We start from the raw sequence: 15,804 nt of genomic DNA, 5'->3' as shown, positions 1-15,804 counted from the left end.
GCCCCGACGTTGGAGCAACGCAAGGAGCGGATGCTTGCACGACGGCGCCGTGCTGCCGGGTCCATGGGATCGGGCCCGGCAGAGCCTCCTACGCGGCTAGCTTCCTGACGTCAGCGAACACCTTGCGGAGCTGGTCAGGGACCTGCTGGCGATCCTTTAGGGCCAAAGCGAACCTGTACATCATGTCCGGCTTCCCTCCAGGACCGATATCGCTGCCAGTCTGCAACATTTCCTCGACGGCCTCGCTGAACTTCTTCGCGCCCCTTAGCTCCGCAAAATCAGCTGCAGTCCACTCTTCTTCGTTCTTGGGCCACACCTCGTTCGCGATGGCCACCCACAGGTCGTCGGGGAAGAGTGCCTCAAGTTCGGGTACATCGTCGGATCCGTCGTCAGCTGTCTCACCGATGAACTTCACGTAGTCGGCGACATTCGGTCCGAAGTGTTCCCGGAGCTTGGGCTCCTTGAAGATGCTCTTGGGTAGGTTCCTGCTATCGGCATCGACTACCAGCATGAAGGCGCGCTCGTGCTTGACCAGGTAGCGCGCGAGATGCAGGGCCCCCTCGTTGTTGAAGCAGGCCCATAGGGCGACACCGGCTGCCTGCAGGGAGAGCCCCTCACACAGACGGAAGAGCAGCGGGAAGGCCCGCTGCTCGGTGTCTCCCTCTACAGCTAGGAAGCATCGTTCGTGCAGGAGAACTGAATTGCGCAGGCCCAGGGCCGCCGCAATTTTGCCTAGGTGGAGATCGATGGCCTGGCCGACCTCGGCTGCTCCGATCCGCTCGGTGACGGTCCGGTGGTTCTCCAGTTTGAGGTGGACAACGTCAGAGATGTCGACTCCGTCGATCAGGTTCATGGAGTGGGTAGCGACCATGACGCTGACGTGTGGAAGGGCAGCCTGGCTCTGAATCAGCTGCATTACCTTGCGTTGGTGGTGGTAGTCCAGGTGAGTGTCTGGCTCGTCGTAGACGACGATGGTTTGTACTGGCAGCGGGGTCTGATGCAGGGTTGGGTGACAGGTTCAGTCACGCGGCCTGGAGGGCCGGTGTGGTCATGACGGTTTCGAATTCGACGGGGGTCAGTCGGCCGAGTGCGGCTTGTCGACGGCGCCGGTGGTAGGTCTTCTCGATCCAGGTCACGATGGCGATCCGCAGTTCCTGGCGGGTGGCCCACGTGCGGCGGTCGAGGACGTTCTTCTGCAGCAGGCTGAAGAAGGACTCCATGGCTGCGTTGTCGCCGGCCGCGCCGACCCGTCCTATCGAGCCGACGAGCTGGTGGTGGCCGAGTGCGCGGACGAATTTCCGGGACCGGAACTGCGACCCGCGATCGCTGTGCAGGACACACCCGGCGACACTGTCACGCCGGGCAACAGCGTTGTCCAGGGCGGCGACGGCCAGCCGGGACTTCATCCGCTCGTCGATCGAGTAGCCCACGATCCTCTTGCTGAAGACGTCCTTGACCGCGCAGAGATACAGCTTCCCTTCCGCTGTGGGATGTTCGGTGATGTCGGTGAGCCAGAGCCTGTTCGGGCCATCAGCGGTGAAGTCGCGGCGGACGAGGTCCTCGTGCACCGGCGGACCGGCCTTCTTGACCCTGCCGCGCTTTTTGCCGAACACACTCCACCAGCGGTTGTCCCGGCAGATCCGCCACGCGGTCCGGTCCGCCATGCCGGCTCCCGTGACTCGTGCTTCGTCGGCCAGGAAGCGGTAACCGAACTCCGGGTCCTCGCGGTGGGCGTCGAACAACGCGTTTGAGCGATACGCCTCCTCGACCGCAGCGTCGGTCACCGGCTTGTCGAGCCAGCGATAGTAGGGCTGTCTGGCGAGCTTCAGGACCCGGCACGCGACCGTGACGGGAACCCCGTCCACGGCCAGCTCCCTCACGAGCGGGTAGATCCTTTTCCCGGCAGATACGCCTGCGACAGGTAGGCCGCAGCCCGGCGCAGGACCTCGTTCTCCTGCTCCAGCAGCTTGATCCGCCGCCGTGCTTCGCGCAGTTCCGTGCTCTCCTGGCCGGTCGAACCGGGCTTCGCCCCGGCGTCGACGTCCGCCCGGCGCATCCACTTCCACAGCGTCATCGCGTGGACTCCGAAGTCGGCGGCCACCTGCTCGACCGTCACGCCCGGGCCGCGGTTCCTCGCGACCCGCACGACATCCTCGCGGAACTCTTCCGGATAAGGCTTGGGCACAGCGACATCCTTCCCACCTGCCCTACAGGGCAAGCCAGTTCAGATGTCACCCGATCGTGCATCAGACCCGCGGCCCCAACTCGGCGTCTGTGGACGTAGCCAGATCGGCTGCTTCGGCTTCCTCCTCCGCTAGAAGTTCGCTAGTCCATTCCCACACGGCGAGCGATACTCTGCGGTTGCTACCCAGTCCCGAACGGTCCAGACCGACCGACTCGCCGCTGACGCGAGCGATGTGCAGTGGAGCCCCGCGAAACCCGTGCTGGAACGAGACGTCGGGTTCGACGAAGACCTCGGCAAGATCCGGACAGCGTTCCTTGATGTGATCGCACAGAGACTTGGCGTCGATGCGCAGGCTTTCCTTGACGTCGTCTTCGACGGCCTGCAGTTTGCCCTGTAGATCAGGGTCTGACATGTGTGCTTGGAACTTGCCGATGAGCGCCGTCTTGACGGCGTCGTCAGGGCGAGCAGCCTTTCCGTCGAAGACCAGCACCCTGGGCATGCGCCGCTGCAACCCAGTAGGAGCCGACGACCAGCCGGAGGCTTCAGAGTGCTCGCGGCCGTAATCACGCAGGCACTTCTCGTAATCGGCCTTCCTGGGTTTCGGCACGAAGGGCTTGATCCCAAGGGTGGCCGCGAGGTCCTTCAGGTCCTGCAACTGGTAGCGAGCTAGATTCGTCAGCCGGTCGTCGTCTGGTAGTGCGTCCCAGAGCTCCAACGACGGTGCGAGATCGGCGTCGACGCGTCGTCGTAGGCGTACCTGTGATGGCAGGTCGAACTCCTGCTGCTCCCACTCATCGAGTGTGAACTCGCCCTCCACCACTGTCTCGTTGCAGCGCTCAAGAGCACCTTCTTCGTCAGGATCTACGCCAACGAGGTAGCTTCGGTCCGCGTCAACCACGGTGTGATCGCCGACAAGGAAGCCGAGGGCATTCAACAGCGCGCTCTTACCGCCGTCGTTATGGCCGGCCAGGATGGTTGGCTTGCTCACTGGGATGTCGGACACATCCTGCAACGACCGAAAGCCGCTCGCTGAATAGTTGTTCAGGTGCACTACTGGTCGCCCGCTCCACGCCCTCGTGCCGCCAACTGCCTTGGCAGTGCAGCCAACTGATGGGACGCCAGTGACACAGGGCACCAGGCGTCTCGGATGCACCATCCTAGGACGTTGCCGATCCGGCGCGGGCTCCCCTGGGCGAAACGGCCGTTCCCTCACGACGGGAACTTGGCCCGATGACATCGGGGGTGTGCCTACGGTGGCGAATCCCCATGGCCGCGAGATCCTGAGAACATTTGGCACGTCCTTCCCACTGCCGATGCCAGGGAGGCGGTCAGTTCGAGGAGTGTGGCCAACTCGGCGCATCGGCACCGATCATGGAGTTTCGTCAAGGTAGAGATACCTCAGGCTCCGAGAGTCGTAGGCTGCCAGCTATACCGAGGTGAACGAGCAGGGCAGGCTCGCCTGCTTCACGCAAACGGCAAGATGTTCGATTCGAAGGGGTTTCTGTGCTGCGCACACCTGTCGTTTCATCCAATCTGGATTCTGTCGGCTATGACAGACAGATCAGCATGCTCGAGGTTCAGTTCAGGAACGGGAGGATCTATCAGTACGCCGGAGTTCCAGAATCGGTGTACAGCGGACTAGTGAATGCCTTCAGCAAGGGAGCGTATCTTGACACCTTCGTCAAGAAGGCTGGATACCCGGCCACGAAGGTTGCGTGAGATCGTTCGTGCAGGTGCAAGCCAGTGGCTCCCCCGGTGCGTACATGAGATGCCGCGACGGGCAGGGCTTGGGTCCGAGCTGTGATCCTGCCTCAGGTGGTGCCCGGTAGAGCTCACACCCCGCGGACAAGCTAATCGTTGGCTGGGGACAGAGGCGGTGCGTGCTTCTTGTGCTGGGCCGTGCCCTGAGCCGTTCGGCCGGGGGGCGAACTCGTGGCATCGGTTCTCAACGTCTTACAGAGGTGCCCTGCTCCTGGTCGAGTGATCCAGACTTGGTGAAGACGGCCAGGTATCGGAATTCACCCCGACGTCCGTCTTGTTCTGAGTATGGCTGCCAGCTGAGGTGATAGTTGCCCCGCAATGTCCGGGCATTCCGTTTGTAGTTGCCATCGGCCCAGAGGAGTTCGCCGGCGAGCGTGCGTCCTTCGTGGATGCGGAAGTCGTGGTCCCGAGTCTTCTGATTCGCGTGGGGCGGTGGCACCATCCACAGCGATCTTTCATTGGTGACGAGAAGCGCCAGGCCATTTTGACCGGGTCGGTCAGCGAAGCGCTCAAGCCTGGCGATGTCGGACACGAAGCCCAGTCGGCCGCGATCAGTGGCCGCGTGAGATGTCAATACGTACTCCTCTTTCAGCGGCCCGACGGCCCCGGCCCACCTGGCCTTGAAGTACTTGAACTCGATTGCTGTACGAGCCGAGGGGCCGATACACAGCAGATCGAGATGTTCACGGTGGGGCGTATCCGGTACGTGTTGGCTCACTTCCAGCCTGGACTCGATCGTGGGAGCCAACCTCCACAGCGCTCGCGCGAAGCTGTGTTGCAGGTCCGCTTCGGAGTGGAACACTGGCCGTTCCTGATGGAGCTCTGCCATGACTTCGATGAGTGGCACCTGCCCGGCGATGAGCGCAGATGTACTGCTCGGTCCGGAGGTCATCGCTCTGCCAGCCAGCTGCACCCTGCACCTTTGCGATGGGTCCGGCCCATACTTCCCCCAGGCGACGAAGAAATCGTGAGGGCGACGGTAGCTGTGAAACTGGCCACAAGCCAGGTGTTCTGCCGCGTGGTCCAGGCTCAGGCCCTTGCTCGGGGAGCCGGATTCCCGACTCGGCTCCCAAACGGCTCCCAAGAGGCCCCCGGAAACCACTCAGGGGCCTGATCCACTTAGTGGATCAGGCCCCTGACCTGGTCTTACGGCTGTCGGGGTGGCGGGATTTGAACCCACGACCTCTTCGTCCCGAACGAAGCGCGCTGCCAAGCTGCGCTACACCCCGATCGCCGCCGGTCTCCCGGCGACATCGATTACTTTAGCCCACCGGCGCCCGGAGACGAAATCCGCTTTCTGCCGATCGGAGGCGAGGCGAGGCAGGGCGCGGCGGGACCGGACGGGGCGAGGGCGGTGGGTGGCGGGCGGTCACGCGTCCCGGGGCGTCAGGGTCAGCAGGGTCGCCTCCGGAGGGCAGGCGATGCGGATCGGGGTGTAGCGGTTGGTGCCGCAGCCGGCCGAGACGTGGAGGTAGGCCCGGTTGCCGTCGGCGGAGTGGGAGGACAGGCCCTTGGCGCGGTCCGTGTCCAGGTCGCAGTTGGTGACCAGTGCTCCGTAGAAGGGGACGCAGACCTGGCCGCCGTGGGTGTGGCCGGCCAGGATCAGCGGGTAGCCGTCCGCGGTGAAGGCGTCGAGGGAGCGCAGGTAGGGGGCGTGGACCACGCCGATGGAGAGGTCGGCGCCCGTCTCGGGACCGCCCGAGACCTCCGCGTAGCGGTCGCGCCGGATGTGCGGGTCGTCGAGGCCCGTGAAGGCGAGCTCCAGGCCGTCGAGCTTGAGGCGGCCGCGGGTGTTGGACAGGTTCAGCCAGCCCGCCTCGTCGAAGGCGTCGCGCATCGGTTCCCACGGGTTGTGGACGACGCCGACCGCCGGCGCGTTTCCGTTGAGGCCGTGCTTGCCCGCGGCCTTTTCGATGAGGTAGCGGGCGGGGTTGCGGAGCTTGGGGCCGTAGTAGTCGTTGGAGCCGAAGACGTACACGCCCGGGAACTCCATCAGCGGGCCGAGCGCGTCGAGCAGCTCCGGTACGGCCTGGGGGTCGGAGAGGTTGTCGCCGGTGTTCACGACGAAGTCCGGGCGCAGCCCGGCCAGCGACTGCAGCCAGGCGCGCTTCTTGCGCTGGCCGCCGACCATGTGGACGTCGGAGACCTGCAGAACGCGCAACGGGCGTGCCCCGTGCGGGAGTACCGGGACGGTGACCCTTCGCAGACGGAACGAGCGGGCCTCGAATCCGGCCGCGTAGGCGAGGCCGACGGCGCCGGCCGCGGCGGTGACCGCCGTGATTTTCAGGGGTACTCCGTAGCGTGCGCGCATGCGCCCATCGTCGCAGACGGCGCGTGCCCACAGGAAAACCGGCGGGCGGCGGGCACCTCGTACCTGCCACAATCACCCCATGACCACGCTCAAGTCCAAGCTCAAGGAAGACCTCACCACGGCCATGAAGGCGCGTGACGAGCTGACCTCGTCCACGCTCCGGCTGACCCTCACCGCGATCACCAAGGAGGAGGTCAGCGGCAAGACGGCCCGCGAACTCTCCGACGACGAGGTGGAGAAGGTGATCGCCAGGGAGGCCAAGAAGCGCCGCGAGGCGGCCGAGGCCTTTGCCAAGGGCGGCCGGACCGAGCAGGCCGAGCGGGAGAAGAAGGAGGGCGAGCTGCTCGACGCCTACCTCCCGCAGCAGCTGAGCGACGACGAGCTGACCGCGATCGTGGCCTCCGCCGTCGACGAGGCGAAGGCCGCCGGGGCCGAGGGGCCGCGTGCGATGGGCGCCGTCATGAAGATCGTCAACCCGAAGGTCGCGGGGCGCGCCGAGGGCGGCCGGGTGGCCGCCACGGTGAAGAAGCTCCTCGCGGGCTGAGGCCGGTCCGTACAGCCGGCGGACATGACGGTGGGGCGCCCCCGGATCGGGGGCGCCCCACCGTCATGTCTGGTGTATGCGCAGGTCAGGGACCGTTCGTCCCGCCGTCGTTCTGGCCGCGGCCATGGCCGTCGTTGCCGCCGATCAGGTCCGGCGGAATGCTGATGCCGGGGAAGGGACTGTCGTCGCCGGGCTTGTTGTCGTCGCCCGGCTTGTTCTTGTCCCGGCCCTTGTCCTTGTCCTCCTTCGGCTTCGCCCGCGGTACGGAGACCGGGTTGAAGGCCGGGGTCTCGGAGGCGTTCAGGGAGCCGGTCATCGCCGTCCGCCAGATCGGACCCGGCAGACAGCCACCACAGACGTCCTCGTAGTACTGGCCGCCGATGTTGATGTTGCTCATCGGGATCTGCCGGGCGCCGTCGCTGCCGACCCACACCGCCGTGGACAGGTTCGGCGTGTAGCCGACGAACCAGGCGTTCTTGCGCTCGTCGGTCGTACCGGTCTTGCCCGCGTTGTCACGGTCACTGAGACCGGCCGCCGTACCGGTGCCGTCCTCCACGACACCCTTGAGCATCTGGTTGATGGTGTCCGCCGTGTGCTCGCTCATGGCCCGGCTGCACTTCGACTTCGGTACGTCGATCTGCTTTCCGTCCGGCTTGGTCACCGAGAGGATCGCGACCGGGGAGCAGTACGTGCCGCGGTTGGCGAAGGACGCGTACACCGAGGCCATCGCCAGCGGCGTCGACTCCTGGCCGCCGAGGGTGGTGGAGGGGACCTGCTGCAGCGGCTTGTTGTTGCCGCGGATGTAGCCGACCTTGTCCGCCATCGAGAGCGTCTCGCAGAGGCCGGCCTTCTGCTCCAGCTTGGCGAAGTAGGTGTTGATCGACTTGCCCAGCGCGCTGGTCATGTCGAACGTGCCCTTCTCCGTCTCCAGCTCGTTCTGCACGTCCCACGGGATGGTGTCCGCGGGCTGGTTCTCGCAGGTGAGGAAGCTGTTGCCGGGCAGGGTGATCTTGTGGTCCGTGGTGAAGCTCTGGGCCGGGCTGATGCCCTTCTCCAGCGCGGCCGCGGCGGTGATCGGCTTGAAGGTCGATCCCACCTGGAAGCCGTAGTTGGTGCCGCCCATCTTGTGGTCGACGGCGAGGTTCAGCACGGTCTGGTGCTTGGAGATGTCCAGTCCGTACGGGCGGGACTGGGCCATCGCCGTGATCTGGCCGCTGCCGGGCTTCACCTGCACGACCGCGGCGGCGACCTTGTCGCTCTCGTTGACCCGGGAGGTGGCGGCCTCGTTGGAAGCGGCCTGCGACCGCGGGTCCAGGGTCGTCTTGATGGTGAGCCCGCCGACCGCCCAGAGCTTGGCGCGGTCCTTCGCGGTCTTGCCGAACGCCGGGTCGCCCGTGACGATCTGCCGTACGTAGTCGCAGAAGAAGCCGGACCCGTTCACCGCGGTGATGCAGCCGTTCTGCGGCCGCTTGACCTTCAGCTTGATCGGGGTGTTCTTGGCCTTGTCCGCCTCGGCCTGCGAGATGTCGCCGACGTCGGCCATCCGCTGGAGCACGGTGTTGCGACGCTTGGTCGCCTCCTCCGTGTCGTTGACGGGGTCGTAGCGGCTGGGCGACTGCACGATGCCGGCCAGCAGCGCGGCCTCCTCCACCTTCAGGTCCTTCGCGGACTTGGAGAAGTACCGCTGGGAGGCAGCCTCGACGCCGTACGCCTGCTGGCCGAAGAAGGTGATGTTGAGGTAGTTCTCCAGGATCTTCTTCTTGCCGAGCTCTTCCTCGACCTGGATCGCGTACTTCAGCTCCTGCACCTTGCGGCCCAGCGTCTGCTGGGTGGCCTCGGCGACCTTGGCCGGGTCGTCCCCGGCCTCCTCGACGAAGACGTTCTTCACGTACTGCTGGGTGAGGGTCGACGCGCCCTGCGCGGTCCCGCCCGCCTGTACGTTGCGGTTCATCGCGCGCAGGATGCCCTTGAGGTCGACGGCTCCATGCTGGTAGAACCGGGCGTCCTCGATCGCGATGATCGCCTTCTGCATGTACGGGGAGATGCTCTTCAGCGGCACCACGGTGCGGTCGCGCGAGTAGACCGTGGCGATCGCGCCGCCCTGGTTGTCCAGGATCGTGGTGCGCTGGCTCAGCGGCGGAGTCTTCAGATTGGCCGGGATCTCGTCGAACCCGTCGACCGTTCCCTTCGCGGCGAGGCCCAGAGCTCCGGCGGCCGGCAGCGCGATGCCCGCCAGGACCACTCCGGAGAGTGCGGCGACACCGAGGAACTTGGCGGCCTGCTGGGTCGTCGTGAGACCCCCGCCCGAGCGCTTCTTTGGCATGGGGGCAGCCTACGTTCTCATTCGCCGGACACACGTATATGCCTTGGCCTAAGCTGCTCTCAACTGTCACAGCAGTCCGGTTTCGTATCAACCCCCCTGCATGACCCTGTGCGCGACCCGGCCACGAGTTCAGGCGCCCCCGAATTCGCCTCGTGTGTCATTGAACGTCCCGTTGTGACCCTGGTGAACTGTCCCGATTTTGCAGAGATAGTCGCCCATGTCCTCACCTCACTCCCCTGGGTGATCTGCCGCATACGCATAGTCCGTTCGGGCCATTCAAGATTGGGCCCGAAGGGGGTGTTGTGCTGTCGCCACCTTCCGTAACGTCCTCAACTGGCAGCGGTGAATATGCCGCTGTCGCCGTGGGGGAGCCTCGATTCGGGAGAGGACGGCGCCGGGATGGGCTGGGTAACCGACTGGAGTGCGCAGGCAGCCTGCCGCACTACCGATCCGGATGAACTGTTCGTACAAGGGGCAGCGCAGAACAGGGCCAAGGCGGTGTGCACCGGATGCCCGGTGCGGACCGAGTGCCTGGCCGATGCGCTGGACAATCGCGTCGAATTCGGCGTGTGGGGCGGAATGACGGAACGGGAGCGCCGCGCACTGCTGCGCCGGCGCCCGACCGTCACGTCCTGGCGCCGGCTGCTGGAGACCGCGCGCAGCGAGTACGAGCGGTCCACGGGCATCCTGCCCGTGGCGATCGGGCTGGAGGACGACGAACTGCACGAGACGTTCGCCGCCGTGGGGTAGCCCCGGGCGGCAGGACGGACGACGGGGTGACTACGCAGCTCCGGCCGGGGAGGAACCGGTCGCGAGCCGGTCCCCGATGGCTCGCAGCCCTGCGAGGTCATGGACATCTCCGGGCAGTGCGGCCACCGCGGTCACGGCCACCTCGGGATGCAGCGCGGTGAATCGGTCGCGTGTGCGCTTTTCGCGCGCGACCACCTGCATCCGTTCGGCATGCAGACGCAGCAGAGCCGCCGTCAGCTGTTCGACGGTCACATCGTCCGTACGGGTGCCGGCGTCGGGGGCCTCGACGGAAGCGTCGGCGGGCTTGGGCTCCGAGGCATGCCCGGAAGGTTCGGGAGTGGCGGCTCCAACGGTGTCCGTGGTGTGTGCGGAACCGGCCGCGGGGGATTCGGCGGGCTCACGAAGTCCAGCCTTCCCGGCCCCCTGATCCACAATGCGGTCGCCCTCAAGATTTTCTGCGCCGGCCAGCGCGCGCTCGGCGGAGAGCCGGGCGGCGTCACTGCCGTGGACCCGGTTGAGGACCAGGCCCGCCAGGGGCATGTCCTCCGCGGCCAGGCGCTCCACGAAATACGCCGCCTCACGGAGCGCGTCCCGCTCGGGTGTCGCGACGACCAGGAACGCCGTGCCGGGCGCCTGGAGCAGTTTGTACGTGGCGTCGGCGCGGGTGCGGAAGCCGCCGAACATGGTGTCCATCGCGGCGACGAAGGTCTGCACATCACGAAGGAACTGTCCGCCGAGCAGCTTGCCGAGCGTCCCGGTCATCATCGACATGCCCACGTTGAGGAACTTCATCCCCGCCCGGCCGCCCATCTTCGCCGGCGCCATCAGCAGCTTGATGAACTTCCCGTCCAGGAACGAGCCGAGCCTCTTCGGCGCGTCCAGGAAGTCCAGCGCGGAGCGCGAAGGCGGGGTGTCGACGACGATCAGATCCCACTCCTCGCGCGCCCGCAGCTGGCCGAGCTTCTCCATCGCCATGTACTCCTGCGTGCCCGCGAAGCCGGCCGACAGGGACTGGTAGAAGGGGTTCTCCAGGATCGCGCGGGCCCGCTCGCCGTCCGCGTGCGCCTCGACGATCTCGTCGAAGGTCCGCTTCATGTCGAGCATCATGGCGTGCAGCTCACCGGTGCCCCGGGCCTCGATGCCCTTCACCCGGCGAGGAGTGTTGTCCAGCGAGTCGATGCCCATGGACTGGGCGAGCCTGCGGGCCGGGTCGATGGTGAGGACGACGACCTTGCGGCCGCGTTCGGCCGCCCGTACGGCGAGCGCCGCGGCGGTCGTCGTCTTGCCGACACCGCCCGAACCGCAGCACACGACGATCCGGATGTCCGGGTCGTCGATCAGGGCATCGGTATCCAGGGCGGGGGCGGAAGCCTCCGGGCCCGTGCCTGCTGCCGTGCCCGCGTCCGTCCCGGCGTCCGTCCCCGTCCCCGTTCTCGCTGTTGTGCCTGTGTCCGGGCCCGCTCCCGAGCCCGTCCCCGCGTCCGCCGTCATGTGCCCGCCCCTCGTCCCGACGCCCCTTCGCCCACACCCTGCTGACGGAGCCCGATCGCCAGTTCGTACAGCCCTGCGGGGTCCACCCCCTCGCCGATCAGCGGAAGCTCGTACCCCGGCAGTCCGAGGCCCGCCAGCACGGCGCGCTGCTCACGCTCCAGCGCGACCCGCTGGGCGTGTTCGGCGGCCTGCTCGACCAGCGGGCGCACGAGCCCGGCGGAGCCGGTCACACCGGCACGCGTCAGCGTCTTGGCGATCTCCTTGCGACGGCCGACGACGGTGGTGCGCAGGGCGTCCTCGTCCAGGAGGTGCGGCCGCACCATGTTCACGATGACCCGGCCCACCGGCAGATCGGCGGCCCGCAGCTCCGCGATGCCGTCCGCGGTCTCCTGGACCGGCATCTCCTCCAGCAGGGTCACCAGGTGCACCGCGGTCTCCGGGGACTTCAGCACCCGCATCACGGCCTGCGCCTGATTGTGTATCGGGCCGATCCGGGCCAGCCCGGCCACCTCGTCGTTCACGTTGAGGAAGCGGGTGATGCGGCCGGTCGGCGGGGCGTCCATGATCACGTAGTCGTAGACGAACCGGTTCTGCTTGTCCTTGCGGCGTACCGCCTCGCACGCCTTTCCGGTCAGCAGGACGTCCCGGACGCCGGGCGCGATCGTGGTGGCGAAGTCGATCGCGCCGAGCTTCTTGAGCGCCCGGCCCGCGCTGCCGAGCTTGTAGAACATCTGGAGGTAGTCGAGGAGGGCGCGCTCGGCGTCGATCGCGAGCGCGTACACCTCGCCGCCGCCCGGTGCGACGGCGATCTTGCGCTCCTCGTAGGGGAGGGACTCCGCCTCGAAGAGCTGGGCGATGCCCTGTCTGCCCTCGACCTCGACGAGGAGGGTGCGCCTGCCCTCGGTCGCGAGGGCGAGCGCGAGGGCGGCGGCGACCGTGGTCTTACCGGTACCGCCCTTGCCGCTGACGACCTGGAACCTGCTCACGTATTCGAGCCTAACCAGTCGCACCGCAGGCTACGCACGAGGCTGCGCGTGCCAGGGATTACACAGGCATTACAGTCGGGCCATGACCAAGTGGGAATACGCGACCGTGCCCCTTCTCGTGCACGCGACCAAGCAGATTCTGGACACCTGGGGCGAGGACGGCTGGGAGCTGGTCCAGGTCGTTCCCGGCCCGAACAACCCCGAGCAGCTCGTGGCCTACCTGAAGCGGGAGAAGCAGTAGTGGCGGGCGCCGTCGAGGCGAAGCTCGCCGAGCTCGGACTTGCCCTGCCGGACGTCGTGCCGCCGCTGGCCTCGTACCAGCCGGCCGTGCAGTCCGGGGTGTACGTGTACACCTCGGGCCAGCTGCCGATGGTGGGCGGCAAGCTCGCCGTCACCGGCAAGGTCGGCGCGGAGGTCACGCCCGACGAGGCCAAGGAGCTGGCGAAGACCTGCGCGCTCAACGCGCTCGCCGCCGTGAAGTCGGTCGCGGGCGACCTGGACCGGATCGCACGTGTCGTGAAGGTCGTCGGCTTCGTCGCCTCGGCCACCGACTTCACCGGCCAGCCGGCCGTGATCAACGGCGCCAGCGAGCTGCTCGGCGCGGTGCTGGGCGACAAGGGTGTGCACGCCCGCAGCGCTGTGGGCGTCGCCGTGCTGCCGCTGGACGCGCCGGTCGAGGTCGAGGTCCAGGTCGAGCTGACCGGGGTCTGAGCCCGCCGTACCGCTGCCGGTTCAGCCACCGGTACCGCTGCCGGTGTTCAGCCACCGGTACCTCTGCCGGTGTTCAGCCACCGGTACCTCTGCCGGTGTTCCTCTGCCGGTACCTCTGCCGGTGTTCCTCTGCCGGTTCTCAAGGGATCCCGTCCGGTCATGACGACCGGGCGGGATCATCTGTGTACGGGGCATGTACGGATCACCGCGGCCCTCGAACATCGTCGCTGTTCCGGATAGCCTCCGGCCATGTCCAATGGTCAGTGGTACCCACCGGAATGGCCCGACCGGATCCGGGCCCTCGCCACCGGCGAGCTGACGGCCGCGGTCCCGAGGAGGGCCGCCACCGTGATGCTGCTCCGGGACGCCGCCGCCGGTACCGGGGGCGGCCCCACTGTCCACATGCTGCGCCGGCGCGCCTCGATGGCTTTTGCCGGAGGCGCGTACGCCTATCCGGGTGGCGGGGTCGACCCGCGCGACGACGACCGGCTCGTCGGCTGGGCCGGGCCCACGCTGGAGAGCTGGGCCGGGCGGCTCGGTGTGGCCACGCCCGCCGAGGCGCAGGCGATCGTCTGCGCGGCGGTCCGCGAGACGTACGAGGAGGCGGGTGTCCTGCTCGCCGGCCCGACGGCCGGCACGGTCGTCACGGACACCACAGGCGACGACTGGGAGGCCGACCGCGAGGCGCTGGTCGCGCGGGAGCTGTCGTTCGCCGAGTTCCTGGACCGGCGCGGGCTGGTGCTGCGCTCGGACCTGCTCGGCGCGTGGGCGCGCTGGATCACGCCGGAGTTCGAACCGCGCCGCTACGACACCTGGTTCTTCGTGGCCGCGCTGCCGCCCGGCCAGCGCACCCGCAACGCCTCGACGGAGGCCGACCGCACGGTGTGGATCGGCCCGGGCGAGGGGGCCGACGGATATGACCGCGGTGAGCTGCTGATGATGCCGCCGACGGTCTCCACGCTGCGTGCGCTCAGGCCGTACGCCACCGCCGCACAGGCGCTCGGGGCGGCATCGGACCAGGACCTCACCCCCGTACTCGCACAGGCCCGTCTGGAGGGTGACGAGCTGGTGCTGAGCTGGCCGGGGCACGAGGAGTTCACCAAGCGCATCCCCACGGCCGGTGGTTCCGTATGAGCGAGGCGGCGGCACTGCCGGGGCAGCCGCGCGGCGGGGTGCTGTCCGGTCCGGCCACGACCCGTACGGTCAACGTCCTCGCGCCCAACGCGTCGGCGATGACCCTGGACGGCACCAACACCTGGATCGTGGCCGAGCCGGACTCGGACCTCGCGGTGGTCATCGACCCGGGCCCGCTGGACGAAGCGCATCTGCGGGCCGTCATCGGCACGGCCGAGCGGGCGGGCCGCCGGATCGCGCTCACGCTCCTCACCCACGGCCACCCCGACCACGCGGAAGGGGCGGCACGCTTCGCCGAGCTGACCCGTACGAAGGTGCGCGCCCTGGACCCGCAGCTGCGGCTCGGCGACGAGGGCCTGGGTACGGGTGACGTGATCACGACCGGGGGGCTGGAGATGTACGTGGTGCCGACCCCGGGCCACACCGCGGACTCGCTCTCGTTCCATCTGCCCGCCGACCGCGCGGTGCTGACGGGGGACACGGTCCTCGGGCGCGGCACGACTCTGGTGGCGCATCCGGACGGCCGGCTGGGGGACTACCTCGACTCGCTGCGGCGGCTGCGCTCGCTGACGGTCGACGACGGGGTGCACACGGTGCTGCCCGGGCACGGCCCGGTGCTGGACGACGCGCAGGGCGCGGTCGAGTTCTACCTGGCCCACCGCGCGCACCGGCTGGCCCAGGTGGAGACGGCCGTGGAGTCCGGCCACCTGACGTCGTCGGAGGTCGTGGCGCATGTGTACGCGGATGTGGACCGGTCCCTGTGGCCTGCGGCGGAGCTCTCGGTGCGGGCGCAGATGGAGTACCTGAGCGAGCACGGGCTGATCTGACGGGACCCGTCCCGGATACGTACGCGAGGGGCCCCGCCGGTGTCGGCGGGGCCCCTCGGGCGTTGCGTACGACGGTGTGTCAGCGGGACCGCTTGGCCAGCCGCTCCACGTCCAGCAGGATCACCGCACGGGCCTCCAGCCGCAGCCAGCCGCGGCCGGCGAAGTCGGCGAGGGCCTTGTTGACCGTCTCGCGGGAGGCGCCGACCAGCTGGGCCAGCTCCTCCTGGGTCAGGTCGTGCACGACGTGAATGCCTTCCTCCGACTGGACGCCGAAACGGCGCGACAGGTCGAGGAGGGCCCGGGCGACACGGCCCGGCACATCGGAGAAGACCAGGTCGGACATCTGGTCGTTGGTCTTGCGCAGGCGCCGGGCGACGGCGCGCAGCAGGGCCGTGGCCACCTCGGGGCGGGCGTTCAGCCAGGGCTGGAGGTCGCCGTGGCCGAGGCCGAGGAGCTTGACCTCGGTCAGCGCGGTGGCGGTGGCGGTACGCGGGCCCGGGTCGAAGAGCGACAGCTCACCGATCAGTTCACCGGGGCCGAGGACCGCCAGCATGTTCTCGCGCCCGTCGGGGGAGGTGCGGTGGAGCTTCACCTTGCCCTCGGTGACCACGTAGAGGCGGTCGCCCGGGTCCCCCTCGTGGAACAGCGCGTCGCCGCGCGCGAGGGTCACCTCACTCATCGAGGCGCGGAGCTCCGCGGCCTGCTCGTCATCGAGCGCCGCGAAAAGCGGGGCGCGCCGCAGAACGTCGTCCACGAGTTCTCTCCTTGTCGGCCTGTTCAG

At 67.9% G+C, this 15,804-nt stretch carries 16 protein-coding genes and 1 tRNA gene; 7 read left to right on the top strand and 10 right to left on the bottom strand.

What is annotated here, in order from left to right; all coding sequences use genetic code 11:
* Positions 1 to 88 precede the first annotated feature (88 nt).
* From OG782_RS16590 to OG782_RS16580, 3 genes are all read right to left on the bottom strand, one after another.
* Positions 89 to 853, bottom strand: coding sequence for a TOPRIM nucleotidyl transferase/hydrolase domain-containing protein (locus OG782_RS16590; RefSeq protein WP_406451683.1), 765 nt, complete (start codon positions 851 to 853; stop codon positions 89 to 91).
* A 169-nt stretch (positions 854 to 1,022) separates the two neighbouring features.
* Positions 1,023 to 2,185, bottom strand: a protein-coding gene (locus tag OG782_RS16585) for an IS3 family transposase (RefSeq protein WP_406451681.1) whose coding sequence is annotated in 2 segments (ribosomal slippage) — positions 1,023 to 1,898 and positions 1,901 to 2,185 — 1,161 coding nt in all. Because the reading frame shifts where the segments join, the coding sequence is not laid out codon by codon here.
* A 61-nt stretch (positions 2,186 to 2,246) separates the two neighbouring features.
* Entirely contained in the window at positions 2,247 to 3,236 is a 990-nt protein-coding gene (locus tag OG782_RS16580) for a hypothetical protein (RefSeq protein WP_406451679.1), read from the bottom strand.
* Positions 3,237 to 3,688: 452 nt separating this feature from the next.
* Here OG782_RS16580 and OG782_RS16575 point away from each other — a divergent pair, with 452 nt between their 5' ends.
* Positions 3,689 to 3,904, top strand: coding sequence for a KTSC domain-containing protein (locus OG782_RS16575; protein ID WP_406451677.1), 216 nt, complete (start codon positions 3,689 to 3,691; stop codon positions 3,902 to 3,904).
* A 226-nt stretch (positions 3,905 to 4,130) separates the two neighbouring features.
* Here OG782_RS16575 and OG782_RS16570 read toward each other — a convergent pair whose 3' ends face one another.
* From OG782_RS16570 to OG782_RS16560, 3 genes are all read right to left on the bottom strand, one after another.
* Positions 4,131 to 4,793 carry a hypothetical protein gene (locus tag OG782_RS16570; protein WP_406451675.1) on the bottom strand — a complete coding sequence of 221 codons (663 nt, stop codon included), beginning with the start codon at positions 4,791 to 4,793 and terminating at the stop codon, positions 4,131 to 4,133.
* Positions 4,794 to 5,101: 308 nt separating this feature from the next.
* Positions 5,102 to 5,175, bottom strand: a tRNA-Pro gene (locus OG782_RS16565).
* A 140-nt stretch (positions 5,176 to 5,315) separates the two neighbouring features.
* Positions 5,316 to 6,257 (bottom strand): metallophosphoesterase, encoded by a 942-nt coding sequence (locus OG782_RS16560; RefSeq protein WP_406451673.1) that lies wholly within the window; start codon positions 6,255 to 6,257, stop codon positions 5,316 to 5,318.
* Positions 6,258 to 6,336: 79 nt separating this feature from the next.
* On the opposite strand from OG782_RS16560, the gene OG782_RS16555 reads away from it, so the two are divergent.
* On the top strand, positions 6,337 to 6,801 hold the full coding sequence (locus tag OG782_RS16555; RefSeq protein WP_406451672.1) for a GatB/YqeY domain-containing protein: 465 nt from the start codon (positions 6,337 to 6,339) through the stop codon (positions 6,799 to 6,801).
* Positions 6,802 to 6,886: 85 nt separating this feature from the next.
* On the opposite strand, the gene OG782_RS16550 is transcribed toward OG782_RS16555, so the two are convergent.
* Positions 6,887 to 9,124, bottom strand: a complete 2,238-nt coding sequence (locus tag OG782_RS16550; protein WP_406451670.1) for a transglycosylase domain-containing protein — start codon at positions 9,122 to 9,124, stop codon at positions 6,887 to 6,889.
* 399 nt (positions 9,125 to 9,523) lie between these two features.
* Between OG782_RS16550 and OG782_RS16545 the strand changes: the two genes are divergently transcribed.
* Entirely contained in the window at positions 9,524 to 9,874 is a 351-nt protein-coding gene (locus OG782_RS16545; protein WP_018551136.1) for a WhiB family transcriptional regulator, read from the top strand.
* A 30-nt stretch (positions 9,875 to 9,904) separates the two neighbouring features.
* On the opposite strand, the gene OG782_RS16540 is transcribed toward OG782_RS16545, so the two are convergent.
* Together OG782_RS16540 and OG782_RS16535 are read right to left on the bottom strand one after the other, a co-directional pair.
* Positions 9,905 to 11,365, bottom strand: coding sequence for an ArsA family ATPase (locus OG782_RS16540; protein ID WP_406451668.1), 1,461 nt, complete (start codon positions 11,363 to 11,365; stop codon positions 9,905 to 9,907).
* Positions 11,362 to 12,351, bottom strand: a complete 990-nt coding sequence (locus OG782_RS16535; RefSeq protein WP_406451666.1) for an ArsA family ATPase — start codon at positions 12,349 to 12,351, stop codon at positions 11,362 to 11,364. Before OG782_RS16535 ends, OG782_RS16540 begins: the two co-directional genes overlap by 4 nt.
* Positions 12,352 to 12,433: 82 nt before the next feature.
* Here OG782_RS16535 and OG782_RS16530 point away from each other — a divergent pair, with 82 nt between their 5' ends.
* The 4 genes from OG782_RS16530 to OG782_RS16515 all read left to right on the top strand — a co-directional run bounded on the left by OG782_RS16530 (position 12,434) and on the right by OG782_RS16515 (position 15,023).
* A complete protein-coding gene (locus OG782_RS16530; RefSeq protein ID WP_003991873.1) occupies positions 12,434 to 12,592 on the top strand; it encodes a DUF4177 domain-containing protein in 159 nt (52 codons plus the stop codon).
* Positions 12,592 to 13,062, top strand: coding sequence for a RidA family protein (locus OG782_RS16525; RefSeq protein WP_406451664.1), 471 nt, complete (start codon positions 12,592 to 12,594; stop codon positions 13,060 to 13,062). The genes OG782_RS16530 and OG782_RS16525 overlap by 1 nt, the downstream gene beginning before the upstream one ends.
* 249 nt (positions 13,063 to 13,311) lie before the next feature.
* On the top strand, positions 13,312 to 14,196 hold the full coding sequence (locus OG782_RS16520; protein ID WP_406451662.1) for an NUDIX hydrolase: 885 nt from the start codon (positions 13,312 to 13,314) through the stop codon (positions 14,194 to 14,196).
* Positions 14,193 to 15,023, top strand: a complete 831-nt coding sequence (locus tag OG782_RS16515; protein ID WP_406451660.1) for an MBL fold metallo-hydrolase — start codon at positions 14,193 to 14,195, stop codon at positions 15,021 to 15,023. Before OG782_RS16520 ends, OG782_RS16515 begins: the two co-directional genes overlap by 4 nt.
* A 79-nt stretch (positions 15,024 to 15,102) precedes the next feature.
* On the opposite strand, the gene OG782_RS16510 is transcribed toward OG782_RS16515, so the two are convergent.
* Positions 15,103 to 15,777 (bottom strand): Crp/Fnr family transcriptional regulator, encoded by a 675-nt coding sequence (locus OG782_RS16510; RefSeq protein WP_014046869.1) that lies wholly within the window; start codon positions 15,775 to 15,777, stop codon positions 15,103 to 15,105.
* Positions 15,778 to 15,804: the final 27 nt, after the last annotated feature.

It is taken from the genome of Streptomyces sp. NBC_00876, from assembly GCF_045207435.1.
GTDB lineage: Bacteria > Actinomycetota > Actinomycetes > Streptomycetales > Streptomycetaceae > Streptomyces.
The sequence above is the reverse complement of the archived record's forward strand: the minus strand, read 5'-3'. Positions and strand labels throughout refer to the sequence as shown.